The following is a 15,305-nucleotide window of genomic DNA, read 5'->3' on the forward strand; positions in this document are numbered from 1 at the left end:
AAAATTGAGGAAACATAATTAACAGATGGGGCCACTTAACAATTTCGACCCCATCTTTTTTTAGCTCAGGTTGGGTAAATCCGCTACTGGTGGGGGAGTTGACGGGGTTGTCACCCCGTCAAGGTGTCAAGGAAGTTTTATACTGAACGGTATGGAAACGAAAAAGCCTCATAGCGTACAGGGACGACCTCGCGCTTTTGATATCGACCAAGCCTTAGAACAAGCTTTGCAAATATTCTGGGGTCAGGGCAACTTTTGGCGATCCGAACCAATTAAACCGATTTTTACAAGAGATTTATTCCGCAATCAGCAACATAGAATGTCTATCAGCGTCTTTGACTAAACAACCTTGACGATAAGGACAGCAACTCTCTGTAAACTTAACAACTCGCGACGATACAAACTCAACCCCATTCTGCCGCAACATTTCCACAGCTTGCTCAATGTCGTTGACAACTAGCTCAATTTGCATATTAGCAATATCGCAACTTTTCCAGTTACTCGGCATGGGACGACTATTTGGAGGCACAAGATAGTCTAGTAATTCAATACCCAAACCGCCTCGATCGGGTCGCAGTGCTGTAATTCGGACTTCAACTTCTTCTGGTAAACGATCGAGTCTAGCTTGCGTTTTACCTTGATTGAGACTGCCACCATCAACTTGCATTCCCAGCAAGTCGCGGTAAAATTTTAGACTCTGCTCGGTGTTGCTAATTGCGATCGCACTATGGTCGATTCCTAAAAACAAGCGATCGCTCTTGCGATGCCACTTCTCTTGCCCTTGATCGGCAGGAAACCAAATTAACTCTAAAGGGTGGCGATCGCAATCTTTGAACTTGAAGGCTCGTACACCAGCAGATGCTTTATTCTCAGGTGGTATCGTCTGCGGTTCAACGGAAATCGGTTCAATTGGAAACGATCGCAAATGAGCATAAGCCCGATCCATATCACTAACTGCGATCGCCAAATGTTGGAACCACAGATCATTACTTTGCGAATCCTTGGGAATCGGTTTTCCCTCAATATTGAGATACTGCATCAGCTCAATGAGTTCATCTCCAAGCTGCAAGGTGACAATGCGAATTGTTGCCTCAGCCACGCCTACTAAGTCGCTGTAATCATCTGTTTCAACCGTGATGTCTGAAACGGGTTCAAATCCTAGTGCTTGCGTATAGAACTCCTGAGAGCGATCGGCATCACTCACGGTTAATCCAATAGCACGAATTCGTTGTACCTGAATGGGATTCAACATAAAAATTTTGAGCTTATCGAAAACGGCAAGCCTGCCCAATTGTCGGCGTTTCTTCAAGTTGCACAATCATCAGAACTGCGGGCGCATCGCCGACGGTGCCAGAAAGGTGTCCCTTCTGTCCCTGTGCGTTCGCTTTCGTATTCTGGTCTTCTCCAAACGAAATTTCACCAACACCCATCTCCACTCGTTGCCCGTCCATCGTCTCCACAAACCAGCGTCCCGATAGCGGAATAATCCATTGGGGTTTTGGATTTTCATGCCAAGTGCCAATCCAGCCAACAGGTTGCACCGTAAAGACGACAGTAGCACCGACTTGCTGCATCTGTTCGAGCCACTGAGGAGAGGCAGGTGGTGAAATGCTCTTGAGAGTGAAATCTTGAATTTGGCAACGGGACTGGTGGCTGATGCCGTCTTCGTCAGTCCAGACGTGCCAATAGTCGATTGTGGGCGGTGTTGGATGTTTGCGATCGCTCGATCGCGATTCTATTTGTTCGTGGGATGGAAGATGAGTCATAAAAATAAATTTCCTCGGACTTACGCATTGACAAAAAACATTATATATGTATTCTATATCATGCCATCACTGCTAAGGTTCGCCAAAGAACTTAAAGCTGTAACGATCGCAGCTCAATGTGCGTTAACTGGCAAGAAATACCATGCCTGAAACCAGCGAAATCCACGATCGCCTGCGATCGCTTGTACACCCAGATCCCTCACTCCAAAAGCTTGCCAATGGTGCCGTTCACAGCGAAGGCCCCGTTTACTTCCACGAAGACGACAGCATTGAAATCAATTTTTCCTTTCAGCACGGCGAGCCAGAGTAATTACTTTGGCACGTCCAGGAGCAGTCAGAGAAAAACGTAGTCCCAAACGGAAGATTTCTGGCATATAGTATTCATCTTTTTCAAGAATAACTACACCGTTATCTTCTAAAATCTTCATTTCTTCTGGTGATAATTGCACGGTATCTCTAGTAAAGGGTATTTTTCGGTGGTCTTCTCCCAATTCACGTAATTTAGTAAAGACATTTTTTAGGGCTGTATTTTCTACCTCAATTTCTCCTATTTTTTCGCTGCTGCATTCAGGCAATGCTCCCTTAATTGCTTTAGGAATTACTATACGATCTTGCCAGCGGTCATCATTAACAGACCCTTTTGCTGCTAAGTGTAGAAAGCGTACTAAGTCTCTTGCCTGAATTTGTCCCCTGAAATCTGAAAGTGCTGCAATCACCCATCTGGCTGAAGACGGTTCTTTAGAGCGATCGGTCCCCAATCTTTTACCCCATAAAGGTACTAAAGCTTCAGTCAGTTCTATCTCACTCTTCTCCTGAAGTTTATCAATCTGAATGTTGGGAGATATATCTGCTATTTGAGTTACCCAAGCAACTAATCTGAGAGCTTCTTCTCGATTCCACTTTAAGGCATAAGGTTCGTAACGTGCCATCATTTGAGCAGCATTTTGACGTATAGCAGCAAGTAGAATATCCCGACGCACAAAAATTAGAATACCCAAAGGAAGACCGGGTTGTTGACTTAGCCACTCTGGAACTTCCTGAAGTAAAGCGCGTAAAGCTGTCTGTTGAGATTCGTCACTGGCAAAGTTTTGGAATAGGTCTTCTAAACCATCAATTACTATAACCAGTTTTTGTTTTGCTGTTAGTAAATGCTCTGTTAATGCTTTGCCTGCACCTTCTACTTGTGAACGAAATCCGACACCCCAAGCGATCGCATTTAACCAGCGATCGCGCCATTGACCTTCGTGAAGATTTAGCCGACAACCTTCTCTAATATAGTCCCGAATCATGCTAGCATCTTGCGGTTCATCAAATCCCAAAGCCAGTGCTGTTGTTTTTCGCACTTCTCGGACTAAATCCTTAGCAGCATCTTTAAGATTTTTCGATTCTAGTAGAGGGACGATCAAACCATTAGCATTAACTTCAGTTGCCTCCGCATCTTGGGCAAAATTTTCCCAGGTTTCTCTGCGAACAATCTGAAGGAAAGTATAGGTCTTTCCAGAACCTTTTGCACCAACTATCACCGCAATGGGAAGACGACGGCGGTGATCTGAAGCTAAGTTCCGCAGAGGAACAGTAGGCAGAAAATCTTTTACTTCTGCATTCTCTGCAAACACTAATTGTTGAGCTATATCTCTGAGACGTTCTCTTTGGGACTTTAAACTTGGAATATCTTCTTGAACAGTTTCGCCACGCTGAACTGGCAACCAATCTATCAGGCGACGTATCTTATCCTGAATTCCAGATCCCTTGATGCGGGTGATTACTTCTTCCCAAGTAGGAGGCAAAACCAACAAACTATCAGCGAATGAGGTAATTATGCTGAGAGGTTCGCGGTCTTCTGATATAAATGGTTTAGCTGCTTCCAGCAGTTTATATTCTGTGTCACTTACTAAATCGCTGTCCTGCTCTTGTTCAGGAACTTGGCTAATAATTAAAGCAGGTGACGGTTCTGTATCTTTTGTGGAAAGTGCTTTTTTCCCAATCAGTTCTAAAAGCGTGATCGTTCCTGAAATAGCTTGTGCGCTTAATGTGGTAACAAAGACGCGGTAAACTCGCGGATCTAAAATTAGACCTGTGGCAAGTTCAGAAAGTCCAGCCCGCAAATCTACTATGACAACATTCACGCCTAAAGTTTGCCCTAGCTTTGCCAGGATGTCTGTGATAATAAAAGGATTTTTAGCACCTTGGATGAGATTCTCTGGTCGGATTTCTAAAGAAGTAAATCCATTACTTGAACGAAAAGATGGTAATATATAAATATTGTCAATTAAAGCACTTTCTAGCCTATCTGCTACTAATTGAATTGCCGTTTCACCGTCGGGAGATGGATCGCCATGAACTAGCGCGAGAAAGTCAGCAAAAGAAACGGGTGGATTGGGCAATCTGCGCTCAAAAACCCAACTGATTCCTGGTGCTTCCATATCTGCATCTACCAGGAGAACCCGCTGTTTTTCTTCGGTTAAAACCTCTGCTAATGCAAGAGCGTGGGTTGTTCTGCCAACGCCTCCTTTGAAGGAATGAAAAGCGACTACTGGCGGTAAACTTTCTGGTAAACTTTCTGGGGTTTGGATATCTTGACTGGGTTGCCAAATAACACTTGGCCTGGATAAGCTAGGCGTTAATCTAGGAACAGACGCTTCTTCTTCGGTTTCTTCAAAAAAGATTGGTAGAGTACGTTCATTTTCGGGAACGCTTTCTAAAATAATCCAACCTTCTGCTATTTCCTCTTCCGAACTAATGCGGAATCGAGGTTCGTAAATTTCACGCAGCCCATTTTTTGCTTGTGCTTGAGTTTCGGCACGAATTCCAATTGTTAAGCCATCCCAGTAAGCTCTCGCCCAAACTAACCATTCTGGCCACTTTCCTTCCTCTGGAATTCGCAGCAAGACTTCTTCTACGTCAACCCAAGTGTAAAGACGAATATCTGATGGAATCATCGGTTGATGTTCTCCTTTATCCAATAATCACAGAGACTTTCCAGCCACTCAACCAGTGCTTTTTCATCCTGCGGATTCATACGAATATTATAACGCCATACCTGATGAGCCTTTTCAATATCTAAAGCTGAACCACCGCTAGCCAGACGAAAATGGGGAGTTCGGCCAACTTTGCTAGCCGGATTATCTTGGCTGGCAGGAATTTTCAGTTCTTTTCTCCATCTATCTAAATTATGACCATCTTGTGAGATGAGTGTTTGATCGGCAATGTCATTTATTGTTTTTAACTTGTTTCGCCTTAGCCAGATACTCTTTATACCGCATTCAGCAGCATAGAATAGCAGCAGCTGAGAAGAAATACCTTTTGTTTGGCTAGACGCGCCAAGATGAGTATGAAAAGCTTGACGTAATTCACTCACACCAGCTGGGATTATCATTTTAAAGCTTAACTTACCATGTTGAGTTTTGAGTTAAATTATCTCATTTTTTAGATTATAGGAGAGATCGATCTTACTTCTAAGGCGAAGTTTCGCGATCGCATTAAGCATCTGTGAGATAAGTTGCTGGGTCATTAAGTTATGCCGTAAGACCCTTGTGGAATTAACCTTTCGGTTTTAAGTTCCGGTTAATTCCGCAATGAACCATTCGATCGAGACAACATTTCAATTGTTGGGCGCTTGTCGTCCCCAGAAGGCGGAGTATCATGGTTTATCGTTTACCTGCTGAATCAACTTAGCAATTAGTGCTGTCCATCCAGTTTGATGACTTGCTCCCAATCCAGCCCCGTTATCACCATGAAAGTATTCGTAAAAGAGAATCAAATCGCGCCAATGGGGATCTTGCTGAAATTTTGCAATACCACCGTAAACCGGACGCTGCCCATCTTGATTTTGTAAGAAAATAGCGAGAGACCGTTTCTCCAAATAAGCCGCCACCTCCCAGAGATTGAGCATTATTCCTGAACCTGTGGGACACTCCACTGTGAAGTCATCGCCTAAGTAGTGGTGGAACTTTTGCAAGGATTCAATTAGTAGAAAGTTAACTGGAAACCAGATCGGCCCGCGCCAGTTAGAATTACCACCAAATTGGTTAGAAGTAGATTCAGCAGGCTCATAGTCTACTTGATAGCGAGTGTCGTCCCAGTCGAAGATAAAGGGATGCTCTTTGTGATAGCGGGAAAGCGAGCGGATACCGTAAGGTGAGAGAAATTCCTCCTCATCCAACAATGGTCGCAGGATACGACGTAGCGCTTCGGGGCTAGTAATGGCAAGCAAGCGGCGATCGCCTTCTCCCTCAATGGTCATACAAGCAATGTTTTGTGCCAGTTCGGGACGGTTGTTGAGAAACCACTCAATTTTGTCTTTTAACCCCGGCACAATTTCTAACAAATCTGGCTCGATAGTATCGACGGCAAATAGCGGTATTAGTCCCACCATTGACCGTACTTTGATTCGCACGTCCTCTCCGTTGGGTAAGTGCAAGGCATCGTAGTAAAAGCCGTCTTCGTCGTCCCAAAGCACAATTTCTTCATGCCCTACATGATTAATGGCGTTAGCAATGTAGAGGAAGTGTTCAAAAAACTTCAACGTCATATCGCTGTAGGTTTCGTCCTCACGGGACAATTCCAGCGCGATCGCCAGCATATTTAATGAAAACATCCCCATCCATGCCGTGCCATCTGCCTGCTCTAAATATCCCCCCGTTGGTAATGACTGGCTGCGGTCAAATAGCCCAATGTTATCCAGTCCGAGAAATCCTCCTTGAAACAAGTTTTGCCCTCGTAGGTCTTTGCGGTTTACCCACCAGGTAAAGTAGAGCATCAAGCGGTGAAACATTCGCTCCAAGAAGTTGCGATCGCCCGTTCCAACTCGTTTCTGCTCAATTTTGTAGACGCGCCACGCCGCCCATGCTTGTACCGGAGGATTGACATCGCTAAACGCCCACTCGTAAGCGGGTAATTGACCGTTGGGGTGCATGGTGCGATCGCCAGTCAACCACAGTAATTGTTGCTTGGCAAAGTTTCCATCGATTAATGCCAAAGCAATGCAGTGGAATGCCAAATCCCAGGCAGCAAACCAAGGATACTCCCACTTATCGGGCATGGAAATAACATCTTCGGCGTAAAGCATCCACCACTGAGTATTGCGATCGGTAAGGCGTTGATTGGGTGGGATAGGTTCTGCTGAATCTCCATGCAGCCAAGTATGGACATCATAGTAGTAAAACTGTTTGCTCCACAGCAGTCCGGCAAACGCTTGTCGTTGAACGTTGCGGCAATCCTCGTCTAGACCGGGGGTGAGCGTTTCGTAAAATTCGTCTGCCTCTGTTTGACGCTGGCAGAAGGTATTAGCAAATGCTGCATTAAATGGCGTGTCAGTATATTGGTTGGTGAAGCGAAGTTGAATTACATTTGTCTGTCCCGCCTCAATTTCCAATTGATACCAAGCTGCTGCTTTTGTACCAACCTGATTCGGATTTACTGCATCCTGGTTATTGTGAATTACATACTCGTGGAAAGCGTCTTTCACATAAGGCGAGGCATTAGCAACTCCGTAGAGGCGTTGCGTGTTGGTTTCATTTTCTGTAAATAAAAGCTGATGATTTCCCTCGCAAAATAACCAATAATCCCCATATTTCTCACTGTTCGCCTTAATTACACCATCAGCAACTTTCGATAGCTGTGACTGCGGTTTATTACCCGTCCAGATCCAGGTATTGCGAAACCAAAGGGTAGGTAGAATGTCAATTGCGGCAGTTTCCGCCCCCCGATTCGTGATGCTGATGCGAATGCAAATATCATCGGGAGAGGCTTTGGCGTACTCGGCAACCACATCGAAATAACGATTATCGTCAAACACGCCCGTATCTAATAATTCAAATTCTGGTCGATCCTTGTGGCGATGAGCGTTTTCCTCTACAAGCTGAGTGTAGGGAAATTCCAGTTGAGGATATTTGTACAACCAGCGCATATAGGAATGGGTAGGCGTGTTGTCCAGGTAGAAATAGTATTCTTTGACATCCTCACCGTGATTACCTTGTTCGTTAGTGAGTCCAAACAGGCGTTCTTTTAAAATTGGATCGCGACCATTCCACAGTGCTAGACCAAAGCAGAGTTGACTGTGGCGATCGCACCATCCACCCAATCCATCTTCACCCCAACGGTAAGCGCGCGATCGCGCCTGGTCATGAGGAAAATACTCCCAAGCTGAACCTTCAGGTGAATAATCTTCCCGCACTGTACCCCATTGGCGATCGCTCAAGTAGGAACCCCAACGATACCAAGGTTGATCTGGTTCGCGATTCTCCTCTAAGCGTTGCTGTTCTGCGTTCATTTAGCCCCCCGTCGCGAACCCTGGATACAGAGTCATGCCGCCGTCTACAAATAGAGTTTCACCATTCACATAATCTGAGTCATCCGAGGCAAGCCAAACAGCAGCTTTAGCGATGTCTGTTACATCTCCGATCCGTTTTGCGGGAATGAGTTTTAGTAATTTTGCCTCAGCTTCTGGGGTATCCCAGGCTGCCTTATTAATTGGGGTTTTAATCGCACCGGGTGCGATGCTATTGACCCGAATCCTGTGGGGTGCGAGTTCTTGGGCAATACTTTCCATCATCATGTGGATACCGCCCTTACTGGTAGCGTAGTTGACGTGACCCGCCCAAGGAATCACCTCGTGTACCGAACTCATACAAATGATTTTGCCTGCGGCACTGGATATATCTGGCTTCACGCCCCGTTTGAGAAACTCTTTTGCGGCTTCACGAGCGCAGAGAAATTGTCCAGTTAGGTTCACGCCAATAACCAAGTTCCAATTGTCTAGAGTCATGTCTACAAAGGCTGAGTCTTTTTGCAGTCCGGCGTTGTTGATTAAGATGTCGATTGTCCCGAAGTGCTGGTACATTTGGTCAAACATCGACAAAACTTCCTCTTCTTTGGCAACATTTGCACCAATGGCGATCGCTTCCCCACCCAGTGATTTAATATCGCTGACAATCTTCTCTGCTGCTTCCTGTTCAGAATGGTAGTTGACTGCAACAGAAGCACCCGATGCAGCCAAAGCACGGGCGATCGCTTCACCAATACCAGAACTTGCACCCGTTACGAGTGCTTTTTGACCTTTGAGAAGATTAGGGGAATAGCTCATATTTTTTCCTCGTCTTGTTTCCTAGCCAGTAAATTTGTACCTGATTAAATTAACAACTACTTATCTAATCCTCAAACTTACAATATCCTCTCTACAGTCAAAGCTGCTTTGCGGGGGGTTCATGGTGCAGGTAAAGTTGAAGCCGGTGTTTCTGACTATTACCTAGTAGATGAAATCCAAGGAACTTATCGGGGAATGATGATTGCGATTCCTTCTCAAGAATGGGAGGCTTTCTCGCAGATGGCGATCGCGCAATTCACAGATACCCTTGCATACTTGGCTAGTCTTGTCAATCTCAAGGCGATATCTTCAACTCCACGCGGTCCGAAAAAGCCACCATTAGAACGAATTCATAATCAGGAGTCAATGCACTGTTTCTACAGCTCGCCTCTTACGTGAGGCTAAACAACCTCTTCACTCACCTTGACAGGGCTGGAGCGATCGCCCTAAAAGTCCCTGCATTCGCTGCGATACCTTTGACGGTTATCCCTGTCTGGTGGGTGCAAAAGCTGATGCTGAAGTTAATGCGATTCGTCCCACCCGCGAGGCGTACTCTAACGTAACGCTGATCGCAAATGCCAAAGTTCTCAAACTGCACACTAGCGCGTCTGGGCGAGAAGTGACTGCCGTTGAAACTGATATTAATGGCGAGTTGTATCAGTTTTCTGCTGATATTGTCGTAGTGGCTTGCGGGGCGATCAATTCCGCTGCTTTGCTGCTGCGATCGGCTAATGACAAGCATCCAAATGGACTGGCGAATAGTTCCGATCGGGTGGGGCGCAATTTTATGAAGCATCAGGCGATCGCACTATTATCCATCCATTCTGAACCTAACCGAGCCAACTTTCAAAAGACGATCGCCGTTAACGACTTCTACTGGGGCGAACCAGATTTTCCTTATCCAATGGGAATGGTGCAAAATACTGGAAATGTGCTGCCAGATATGATTCCGGGGGAAGCGCCACCGCTTTTAGCACCCTTAGTAAAATTGATTCCAGGCTTTGAACTCCATCTGATTGCTGAACGAGCTGTAGGATGGTGGCTGCAAATTGAAGATTTGCCCGATCCTAACAATCGGGTGCGTGTTGTCGGTGACAAGTTGCACTTGGATTACACCGTTAATAATACTGAAGCTGGCGATCGCTTGGTTCATCGCTGGACATCTGTGCTGAAATCAATCGAGCGAAATGCGATGCACGTCATCCCCTTTAGCCTCTACCCCCGCAATAATATTCCTTTGCAAGCTGTGGCGCATCAATGCGGTACTTGTCGCTTTGGTAGCGACTCCAAAACATCAGTATTAGACCTCAACTGCCGCACTCACGATGTCGATAATCTTTATGTTGTCGATGGTAGCTTTTTCCCCTCCAATTCTGGAGTCAACCCGACACTGACGATTATGGCAAATGCTCTGCGCGTTGGCGATCGTCTGGCTGAAATGCTGAGTTAGCAACTGATTCCAGCCGTTTTTTATGCTGACATAAAAATCTAAGGTTCCAAGTTTTAAGGAGATTACGACGATGAATGACTTACAGCAATCTGAACCCCAAGACAAACATCTCAATGCTCAAGAGGAGAAATCTGATAGCGCAGCATTACCGAGTATTCGCTCATCTAGTCATCCCATTGCTACAGGGCTTGGCGCAATCGGTGGTAGTGTGGCAGGTGCCGCAATTGGTGATTCTGTTAGTGGGCGAGTGGGTGCAACGCTTGGGGCAGTGGCGGGAGCGATCGCGGGTAGTATCGCTGGAAATTCCTTAGCAGAAATGGCCAAAGAAGTAGCTGAGGAGGTAAACGAGACAATAGGGTTGGACTTGGGAGCCGATAATAAGGAGATTGAGTTGCCCCGGCACTACTCCTGGGATGAGCTACGCGCTTTATCAAAGCCTCGGTTCAAGGAGCCTATTTGATTGGAAGTGTAGGTAAAGTAGATAATGGAATAGTTTCAGTGAATGCGTATGGAATCTATAAAAATATAACTTTTCCATAGTGAGTTGCTTCTTTGGGAATGAGGAAACTTAGCCCCATTGAGGAGGGAAAAAAGGCTTTGCCGAAAGTGGCGATCGCTCTTTGTCTGACGCACCCTACAGATTACAGACTGACAGACGCTATGCGATCGCGTATCCAGTGTGCTCTCGGACTTGAAGAGGATGAAAGGCGAGGACAATACTAATTTTTTGTTTAAGTCCCGTTATTTGCTGTTGACTGTTGATTGTAAGATGGCTTTCCAAAGTGGCTCAGGTTGATTCTTGAGATACATATGTTTCCCAGGAAATAGTTTAAATTCAAAATTACTTTGGGTATGTTGACTCCACTGTAACAATTGCTCCTGACTAACCACTCCATCCTCTATACCCATAAAAGCGCTAATTGGACACCCAAGAGCCGGTTCAGGAGTAAAAGTGTAAGTTTCATTAATTTCAAAATCAGACCGGAGAATCTTTAGATAAATTTGCATGAGTTCATCTGATTGCAGAACTAATTCAGGGGTACTACCGTATTGACGTAAGACTTCAATTAGAACTCGATCGGATTGTTGGTACAAAAAAGTATTGGGATAGATGTGAGGGGGAAGACGACCAGATACTAGCAGATGAATGGGTTCAACATCGTGTAATCTTCTCAGTTGTCGAGTCAATTCAAAACTAACGAGCGCGCCCAAACTGTGACCAAAAAAAGCGAAGGGAGACTGTTTTAAAAAATCAATTGGTAGAACTTGGGCGAGTATTCTAACTAAAGGGGCAATCTGGGTAAACGGTGATTCTTTCAGACGATCTTCCCGCCCAGGTAGTTGAATAGCAAAAACTTCAATCTGAGGTGAGAAGTGATTAGCCCAACTCCGAAAAAATGAAGCACCTGCTCCAGCAGGGTGAAAACAGAAAAGGCGCAAGGTTGCTGTAGGACTGGGAAAGTAGTTTTTTAGCCAGAGCGATCGCTCTTGTTGATTGCTCATTTTTCTTGTGGTGATTTCAGAAACGTTTCTACTGCTTGAACCAGATTTTTGACCAAAGGATTTTGAACTATAGTGTAATGATTACCAGGAATTGTGCAGGTTGTCAGATTATTGATAATAGCGTTCCAGCCAGAGTTTGAAAATTGAATGTCACAATTATTATTTTCGCTAGCACGGCGTTGCTGAATCAAGGTATGATAAACTTATAGTGCGATCGCACTCTCAACTCATCATACCCTAATTCAGCAACGCCCGCCGATACTCTGATTGGTGGGAGTGGGAATGATGTTTTTATTTTCTCACCCGATCAGGGCAATGATGTAATTACTGACTTTCAAAAAGGGCAAGATTTGATAGGATTAGCGGGAGGTTTGACTTTTGAACAGCTTAATATTTCTTCTGGGAGTAGTGTGACTACAATCAGTTTTGCTAGCACTGGTCAAGTGTTGGCTACTGTTAATGGAGTTGGGGCTAATACTTTGGGTGCTGAAGATTTTAGGGTGATTTAGTGAGGAATTAGAAGATAGTCTTAACCCCCTTTTTTTTAGGGGGTTTTTGATTTGTGTCCGTTTTTAATTAAGGACTATAACGATAGTGAGTGCGATCGCAAATATGATAATGAAGGTTAGCATCGGCTCGGAACGATTGATATGTTTTTCTTTATCACACTTTAAGCAGATGTAGTGGTCGGCATCTTGGGAATTTCTCACCCAGTTACAGAAGCTTTCATCACATTTCATGGTTTTGTTTCCTGTTAAATAATCAAATTTGTAGGGGCGGGTTCGCCAAAATCTTTGATTTCAACGCCGGGATTTCATAAACCCGCCCCGCCTATACTTAAAGAGGGAAGGAACGAGTGGGAATCAGCAACATTAAGCTACCCATCCAGTTACCAATTTCGACGGCAATTACTTGTTCACCGCAGATATTTCCCCAGTAACGTACTCGATCTAAAAATGTGCTTAAATTCTGGCTAAGTCCTTGCGCGTCGGTGAAGGATTTAATTAAGAAAATCTCTTGTTCTACTAATTGATTAGCGGGATTTTCCCACATCCCTAAGAATCCATTGGCGGCGGTTGCGCCGCCGAATAAGCGAGATTTTTCACTCATTAAGGATTTGCCTTGGGCGAAGTGGGAATCGGGCCAATAGGTGCTGATATAGTAATCTGCCACTTTAATTTTCGCGGGGTAGTTTGCGACTATTGCTTTAATGGGTTGGGGAAGGGTTTGTAGTAGGGTAGTCATGGGTGTTGGTTGTGATTGTTGAAGGGCGGTTTTTATCGTGGAGTTGGTTTGAGCCATTTCTGTTATGATTTGTTGTAGGGATTGCATAGTTTTTTCTCCTTGGCTGATGAGAGGTAATTGCTTACCTCTCTGGGTTAATTGGGTTAGAAGTTCGGGTCGGAAAGTACGATCTTTTGGGTGTCTAGAAAATCGCCTAAATAGAAGTAGCTGGCAGCCTGGTAAACTAATTCAGAACGTAAGATTCGACGAATGGTATCGTCATCTGTTAAGGAAGAAAAGTAATCACAGGCTCTTAATTCGCCTTGCCAGGAAAAATCAGACCGGATTAAGCAGTGGTGCACATCGTGAACATAGCGATATTTCAAATTAGCTTCTTTATCGAGAATTGCGGGGTTATTGAAGTCTGTTGAGACTTGTATGCGCCGATTTTGATCGAAGTCTGCGAATAATTCCTTAGCATCGCGATAAGGTTGACCGCTGACTCGCATTTCCTGAATGTTTAGCCGTTTTAGTTTGGTGTATTCTCGGTGTACAAATTTGCTGAATTTAGCTTTATCTGGTTTCGATATTTTTTCCTCTGGCGAGTAGAGGTAATGTTCGGCATATATCTGAATCAGTTTAGCTTGTGCTAAATTTGGTTTGTGTTTAGTGTTCATGCTTCAGTTGAATTACGTTTGTTTATGCCTCCATTAAATTGCTTTTAATCTTTATTCTCAATCTGGTAAAAATAGGAGATAAGAATAGAATAATTAAATTGGAATTGTTCACAAATAGGGTAATATCTAGTAGAAGCTAGGCAAGAATCAGGGAAAATAGGGAAAAGTAAGGTTGTCTGTAGGGAAATGGTGCAAAAGCCTTATTAAGGAATTGATTTTTGCAAAAAGAAGTTATAGTATAAGTCAGTGCTAAAGGAGCCATGAAGAATGAACTCAAACTTAAATTTAACTTGGGAAGAAACTCTTGAAATAGCCAATTCTGCTATATTTGAGAATACTCAAAGGTATCTAAAGACTATTGAAGTGGATGTCTTGCATGGAATTTGGCAGGGAAAGACTTATCAGGAAATAGCAGATGAGCTTGGCTATACTGAACACTATATTAATCAAGATGTCGTAAATGGTGAAAATGGTTTATGGAAAAAATTAAGCAAAGCATTAGGAGAAAAGATCACTAGATCTAATTATCAAGAAGCACTGAAGCGAAAGAGAAACAAGAAAAACAACGGTCAATTATTATATTTAGACCGTCCCCCCATTGAATCTAATTGTTATGATAAAATTCGAGAAACTGGTGCTGTTATTCGCATCACAGCACCACAGTACACGGGTAAAACTTGGCTGCTAAATCGCATTCTTGAACACGCCAGAGAAAATGGCTGTCAAACTGTAATCTTAGATTTTAAACTAGCGAACAGTGCCGTAGTTTCTGAATATTCCCGATTTTTAAAATGGCTATGCAGCAATGTTAGCAGAGAGTTAAACTTAGATAATAAACTAGCTGATTTTTGGGATGATGATTTATACGAAGCTCACGACAACATCACAATTTATTTTGAAAAATATTTGCTGTCAGAACGCACTCAACCTCTAGTGATTGCGTTAAAAAATGTCGATTTAGTTTTTGAAATAGATGATTTTAGAACGGATTTTTGTGGGTTGCTTCGGTACTGGAGCCAACTTTATACAGGAGGTAATGAAGCGGCTGAAATTTGGCGGCAATTTCGATTAGTCATTGTTCACTCGACTGATATTTACGGTTCTTCAAATTCAAATATTGACTTCTCTCCTCTTGAGGGTGTAGGCTTAACTGTTAAATTACCAGATTTCACTCCCGCTCAAGTGCTAAAATTAGCACAGCATTATCAACTAACTTTACAAAAGCCACAAATTGAGCAATTTATGGCTATGTTTGGCGGACATCCTTATTTAGTGCAAAAGGCTCTAATCCATCTAAGAAATAATCAAGTTTCCCTAGAAAAACTTTTAGAAATTGCACCAACTGAAGATCAAAATAGTCCTTTTAAAAATCACTTGCGAGAATACTTAGCTGCTCTTAATAAAAATCCTGAACTAGCAGCAGCTTACCACGAAGTTGTTATTAACCAGCAACCCGTGAGAGTAGAAAAAAATTATACCTTTAAATTGGAAAGTATGGGATTAGTGCAAGTACAAGGGAATGATTGTTTACCGAGGTGTGGCTTGTACCGTCAATACTTCTCAGTTTGGCTGAAATCTAATGAATGAAAGTAATTAAGGTA

At 43.8% G+C, this 15,305-nt stretch carries 18 protein-coding genes; 8 read left to right on the forward strand and 10 right to left on the reverse strand.

Features of this window, described 5'->3' with window-relative positions:
- Positions 1-151 precede the first annotated feature (151 nt).
- Entirely contained in the window at positions 152-343 is a 192-nt protein-coding gene (locus PN499_RS00545) for a hypothetical protein (RefSeq protein ID WP_272029635.1), read from the forward strand.
- Here PN499_RS00545 and PN499_RS00550 read toward each other — a convergent pair.
- Complete coding sequence (locus tag PN499_RS00550) at positions 296-1,252, reverse strand: VOC family protein (RefSeq protein ID WP_272029636.1); 957 nt, start codon at positions 1,250-1,252, stop codon at positions 296-298. The two genes, PN499_RS00545 and PN499_RS00550, sit on opposite strands and share 48 nt — an antisense overlap.
- Before the next feature lie 13 nt (positions 1,253-1,265).
- On the reverse strand, positions 1,266-1,766 hold the full coding sequence (locus tag PN499_RS00555) for a cupin domain-containing protein (protein WP_272029637.1): 501 nt from the start codon (positions 1,764-1,766) through the stop codon (positions 1,266-1,268).
- Positions 1,767-1,908: 142 nt separating this feature from the next.
- Here PN499_RS00555 and PN499_RS00560 point away from each other — a divergent pair, with 142 nt between their 5' ends.
- A complete protein-coding gene (locus PN499_RS00560) occupies positions 1,909-2,076 on the forward strand; it encodes a hypothetical protein (RefSeq protein ID WP_272029638.1) in 168 nt (55 codons plus the stop codon).
- Here PN499_RS00560 and PN499_RS00565 read toward each other — a convergent pair.
- The 4 genes from PN499_RS00565 to PN499_RS00580 form a co-directional block, all read right to left on the reverse strand.
- Entirely contained in the window at positions 2,042-4,705 is a 2,664-nt protein-coding gene (locus PN499_RS00565) for a KGGVGR-motif variant AAA ATPase (protein WP_272029639.1), read from the reverse strand. The genes PN499_RS00560 and PN499_RS00565 overlap by 35 nt on opposite strands.
- The gene (locus PN499_RS00570) at positions 4,702-5,124 is read right to left on the reverse strand and encodes a hypothetical protein (RefSeq protein ID WP_272029640.1); all 423 of its coding nucleotides are present in this window, start codon (positions 5,122-5,124) and stop codon (positions 4,702-4,704) included. Before PN499_RS00570 ends, PN499_RS00565 begins: the two co-directional genes overlap by 4 nt.
- A 282-nt stretch (positions 5,125-5,406) precedes the next feature.
- Positions 5,407-8,037, reverse strand: coding sequence for an MGH1-like glycoside hydrolase domain-containing protein (locus PN499_RS00575; protein ID WP_272029641.1), 2,631 nt, complete (start codon positions 8,035-8,037; stop codon positions 5,407-5,409).
- Positions 8,038-8,850, reverse strand: coding sequence for an SDR family oxidoreductase (locus PN499_RS00580; protein WP_272029642.1), 813 nt, complete (start codon positions 8,848-8,850; stop codon positions 8,038-8,040).
- A gap of 108 nt (positions 8,851-8,958) precedes the next feature.
- On the opposite strand from PN499_RS00580, the gene PN499_RS00585 reads away from it, so the two are divergent.
- The 4 genes from PN499_RS00585 (at position 8,959) to PN499_RS00600 (ending at position 11,023) form a co-directional block, all read left to right on the forward strand.
- The gene (locus tag PN499_RS00585) at positions 8,959-9,249 is read left to right on the forward strand and encodes a hypothetical protein (RefSeq protein WP_272029643.1); all 291 of its coding nucleotides are present in this window, start codon (positions 8,959-8,961) and stop codon (positions 9,247-9,249) included.
- 61 nt (positions 9,250-9,310) lie between these two features.
- Positions 9,311-10,300 carry a GMC oxidoreductase gene (locus tag PN499_RS00590; protein WP_272029663.1) on the forward strand — a complete coding sequence of 330 codons (990 nt, stop codon included), beginning with the start codon at positions 9,311-9,313 and terminating at the stop codon, positions 10,298-10,300.
- Between the two features lie 70 nt (positions 10,301-10,370).
- Positions 10,371-10,760 (forward strand): glycine zipper domain-containing protein, encoded by a 390-nt coding sequence (locus PN499_RS00595; RefSeq protein ID WP_272029644.1) that lies wholly within the window; start codon positions 10,371-10,373, stop codon positions 10,758-10,760.
- A 98-nt stretch (positions 10,761-10,858) separates the two neighbouring features.
- On the forward strand, positions 10,859-11,023 hold the full coding sequence (locus tag PN499_RS00600; protein ID WP_272029645.1) for a hypothetical protein: 165 nt from the start codon (positions 10,859-10,861) through the stop codon (positions 11,021-11,023).
- Positions 11,024-11,041: 18 nt separating this feature from the next.
- On the opposite strand, the gene PN499_RS00605 is transcribed toward PN499_RS00600, so the two are convergent.
- The gene (locus tag PN499_RS00605) at positions 11,042-11,803 is read right to left on the reverse strand and encodes a thioesterase II family protein (protein ID WP_272029646.1); all 762 of its coding nucleotides are present in this window, start codon (positions 11,801-11,803) and stop codon (positions 11,042-11,044) included.
- A 350-nt stretch (positions 11,804-12,153) separates the two neighbouring features.
- Here PN499_RS00605 and PN499_RS00610 point away from each other — a divergent pair, with 350 nt between their 5' ends.
- A complete protein-coding gene (locus PN499_RS00610) occupies positions 12,154-12,312 on the forward strand; it encodes a hypothetical protein (RefSeq protein ID WP_272029647.1) in 159 nt (52 codons plus the stop codon).
- A 63-nt stretch (positions 12,313-12,375) separates the two neighbouring features.
- On the opposite strand, the gene PN499_RS00615 is transcribed toward PN499_RS00610, so the two are convergent.
- From PN499_RS00615 to PN499_RS00625, 3 genes are all read right to left on the reverse strand, one after another.
- On the reverse strand, positions 12,376-12,543 hold the full coding sequence (locus PN499_RS00615; protein WP_272029648.1) for a hypothetical protein: 168 nt from the start codon (positions 12,541-12,543) through the stop codon (positions 12,376-12,378).
- A gap of 97 nt (positions 12,544-12,640) precedes the next feature.
- The gene (locus PN499_RS00620) at positions 12,641-13,135 is read right to left on the reverse strand and encodes a hypothetical protein (RefSeq protein WP_272029649.1); all 495 of its coding nucleotides are present in this window, start codon (positions 13,133-13,135) and stop codon (positions 12,641-12,643) included.
- A 56-nt stretch (positions 13,136-13,191) separates the two neighbouring features.
- A complete protein-coding gene (locus PN499_RS00625) occupies positions 13,192-13,704 on the reverse strand; it encodes a hypothetical protein (protein WP_272029650.1) in 513 nt (170 codons plus the stop codon).
- Positions 13,705-13,971: 267 nt separating this feature from the next.
- On the opposite strand from PN499_RS00625, the gene PN499_RS00630 reads away from it, so the two are divergent.
- Positions 13,972-15,291 (forward strand): AAA-like domain-containing protein, encoded by a 1,320-nt coding sequence (locus PN499_RS00630; RefSeq protein ID WP_272029651.1) that lies wholly within the window; start codon positions 13,972-13,974, stop codon positions 15,289-15,291.
- The last annotated feature ends 14 nt before the right edge of the window (positions 15,292-15,305 follow it).

This window comes from Kamptonema animale CS-326 (assembly GCF_028330895.1).
Lineage (GTDB): Bacteria > Cyanobacteriota > Cyanobacteriia > Cyanobacteriales > Microcoleaceae > Kamptonema > Kamptonema formosum.

What these genes read in the sequence shown, in the direction of transcription:
- PN499_RS00545 (WP_272029635.1), top strand. Translation starts at nt 152, where the DNA reads ATGGAAACGAAAAAGCCTCATAGCGTACAGGGACGACCTCGCGCTTTT.
- PN499_RS00565 (WP_272029639.1), bottom strand. Translation starts at nt 4,705, where the DNA reads ATGATTCCATCAGATATTCGTCTTTACACTTGGGTTGACGTAGAAGAA.
- PN499_RS00620 (WP_272029649.1), bottom strand. Translation starts at nt 13,135, where the DNA reads ATGCAATCCCTACAACAAATCATAACAGAAATGGCTCAAACCAACTCC.
- PN499_RS00605 (WP_272029646.1), bottom strand. Translation starts at nt 11,803, where the DNA reads ATGAGCAATCAACAAGAGCGATCGCTCTGGCTAAAAAACTACTTTCCC.
- PN499_RS00560 (WP_272029638.1), top strand. Translation starts at nt 1,909, where the DNA reads ATGCCTGAAACCAGCGAAATCCACGATCGCCTGCGATCGCTTGTACAC.
- PN499_RS00550 (WP_272029636.1), bottom strand. Translation starts at nt 1,252, where the DNA reads ATGTTGAATCCCATTCAGGTACAACGAATTCGTGCTATTGGATTAACC.
- PN499_RS00555 (WP_272029637.1), bottom strand. Translation starts at nt 1,766, where the DNA reads ATGACTCATCTTCCATCCCACGAACAAATAGAATCGCGATCGAGCGAT.
- PN499_RS00600 (WP_272029645.1), top strand. Translation starts at nt 10,859, where the DNA reads ATGAGGAAACTTAGCCCCATTGAGGAGGGAAAAAAGGCTTTGCCGAAA.
- PN499_RS00625 (WP_272029650.1), bottom strand. Translation starts at nt 13,704, where the DNA reads ATGAACACTAAACACAAACCAAATTTAGCACAAGCTAAACTGATTCAG.
- PN499_RS00580 (WP_272029642.1), bottom strand. Translation starts at nt 8,850, where the DNA reads ATGAGCTATTCCCCTAATCTTCTCAAAGGTCAAAAAGCACTCGTAACG.
- PN499_RS00595 (WP_272029644.1), top strand. Translation starts at nt 10,371, where the DNA reads ATGAATGACTTACAGCAATCTGAACCCCAAGACAAACATCTCAATGCT.
- PN499_RS00615 (WP_272029648.1), bottom strand. Translation starts at nt 12,543, where the DNA reads ATGAAATGTGATGAAAGCTTCTGTAACTGGGTGAGAAATTCCCAAGAT.
- PN499_RS00575 (WP_272029641.1), bottom strand. Translation starts at nt 8,037, where the DNA reads ATGAACGCAGAACAGCAACGCTTAGAGGAGAATCGCGAACCAGATCAA.
- PN499_RS00630 (WP_272029651.1), top strand. Translation starts at nt 13,972, where the DNA reads ATGAACTCAAACTTAAATTTAACTTGGGAAGAAACTCTTGAAATAGCC.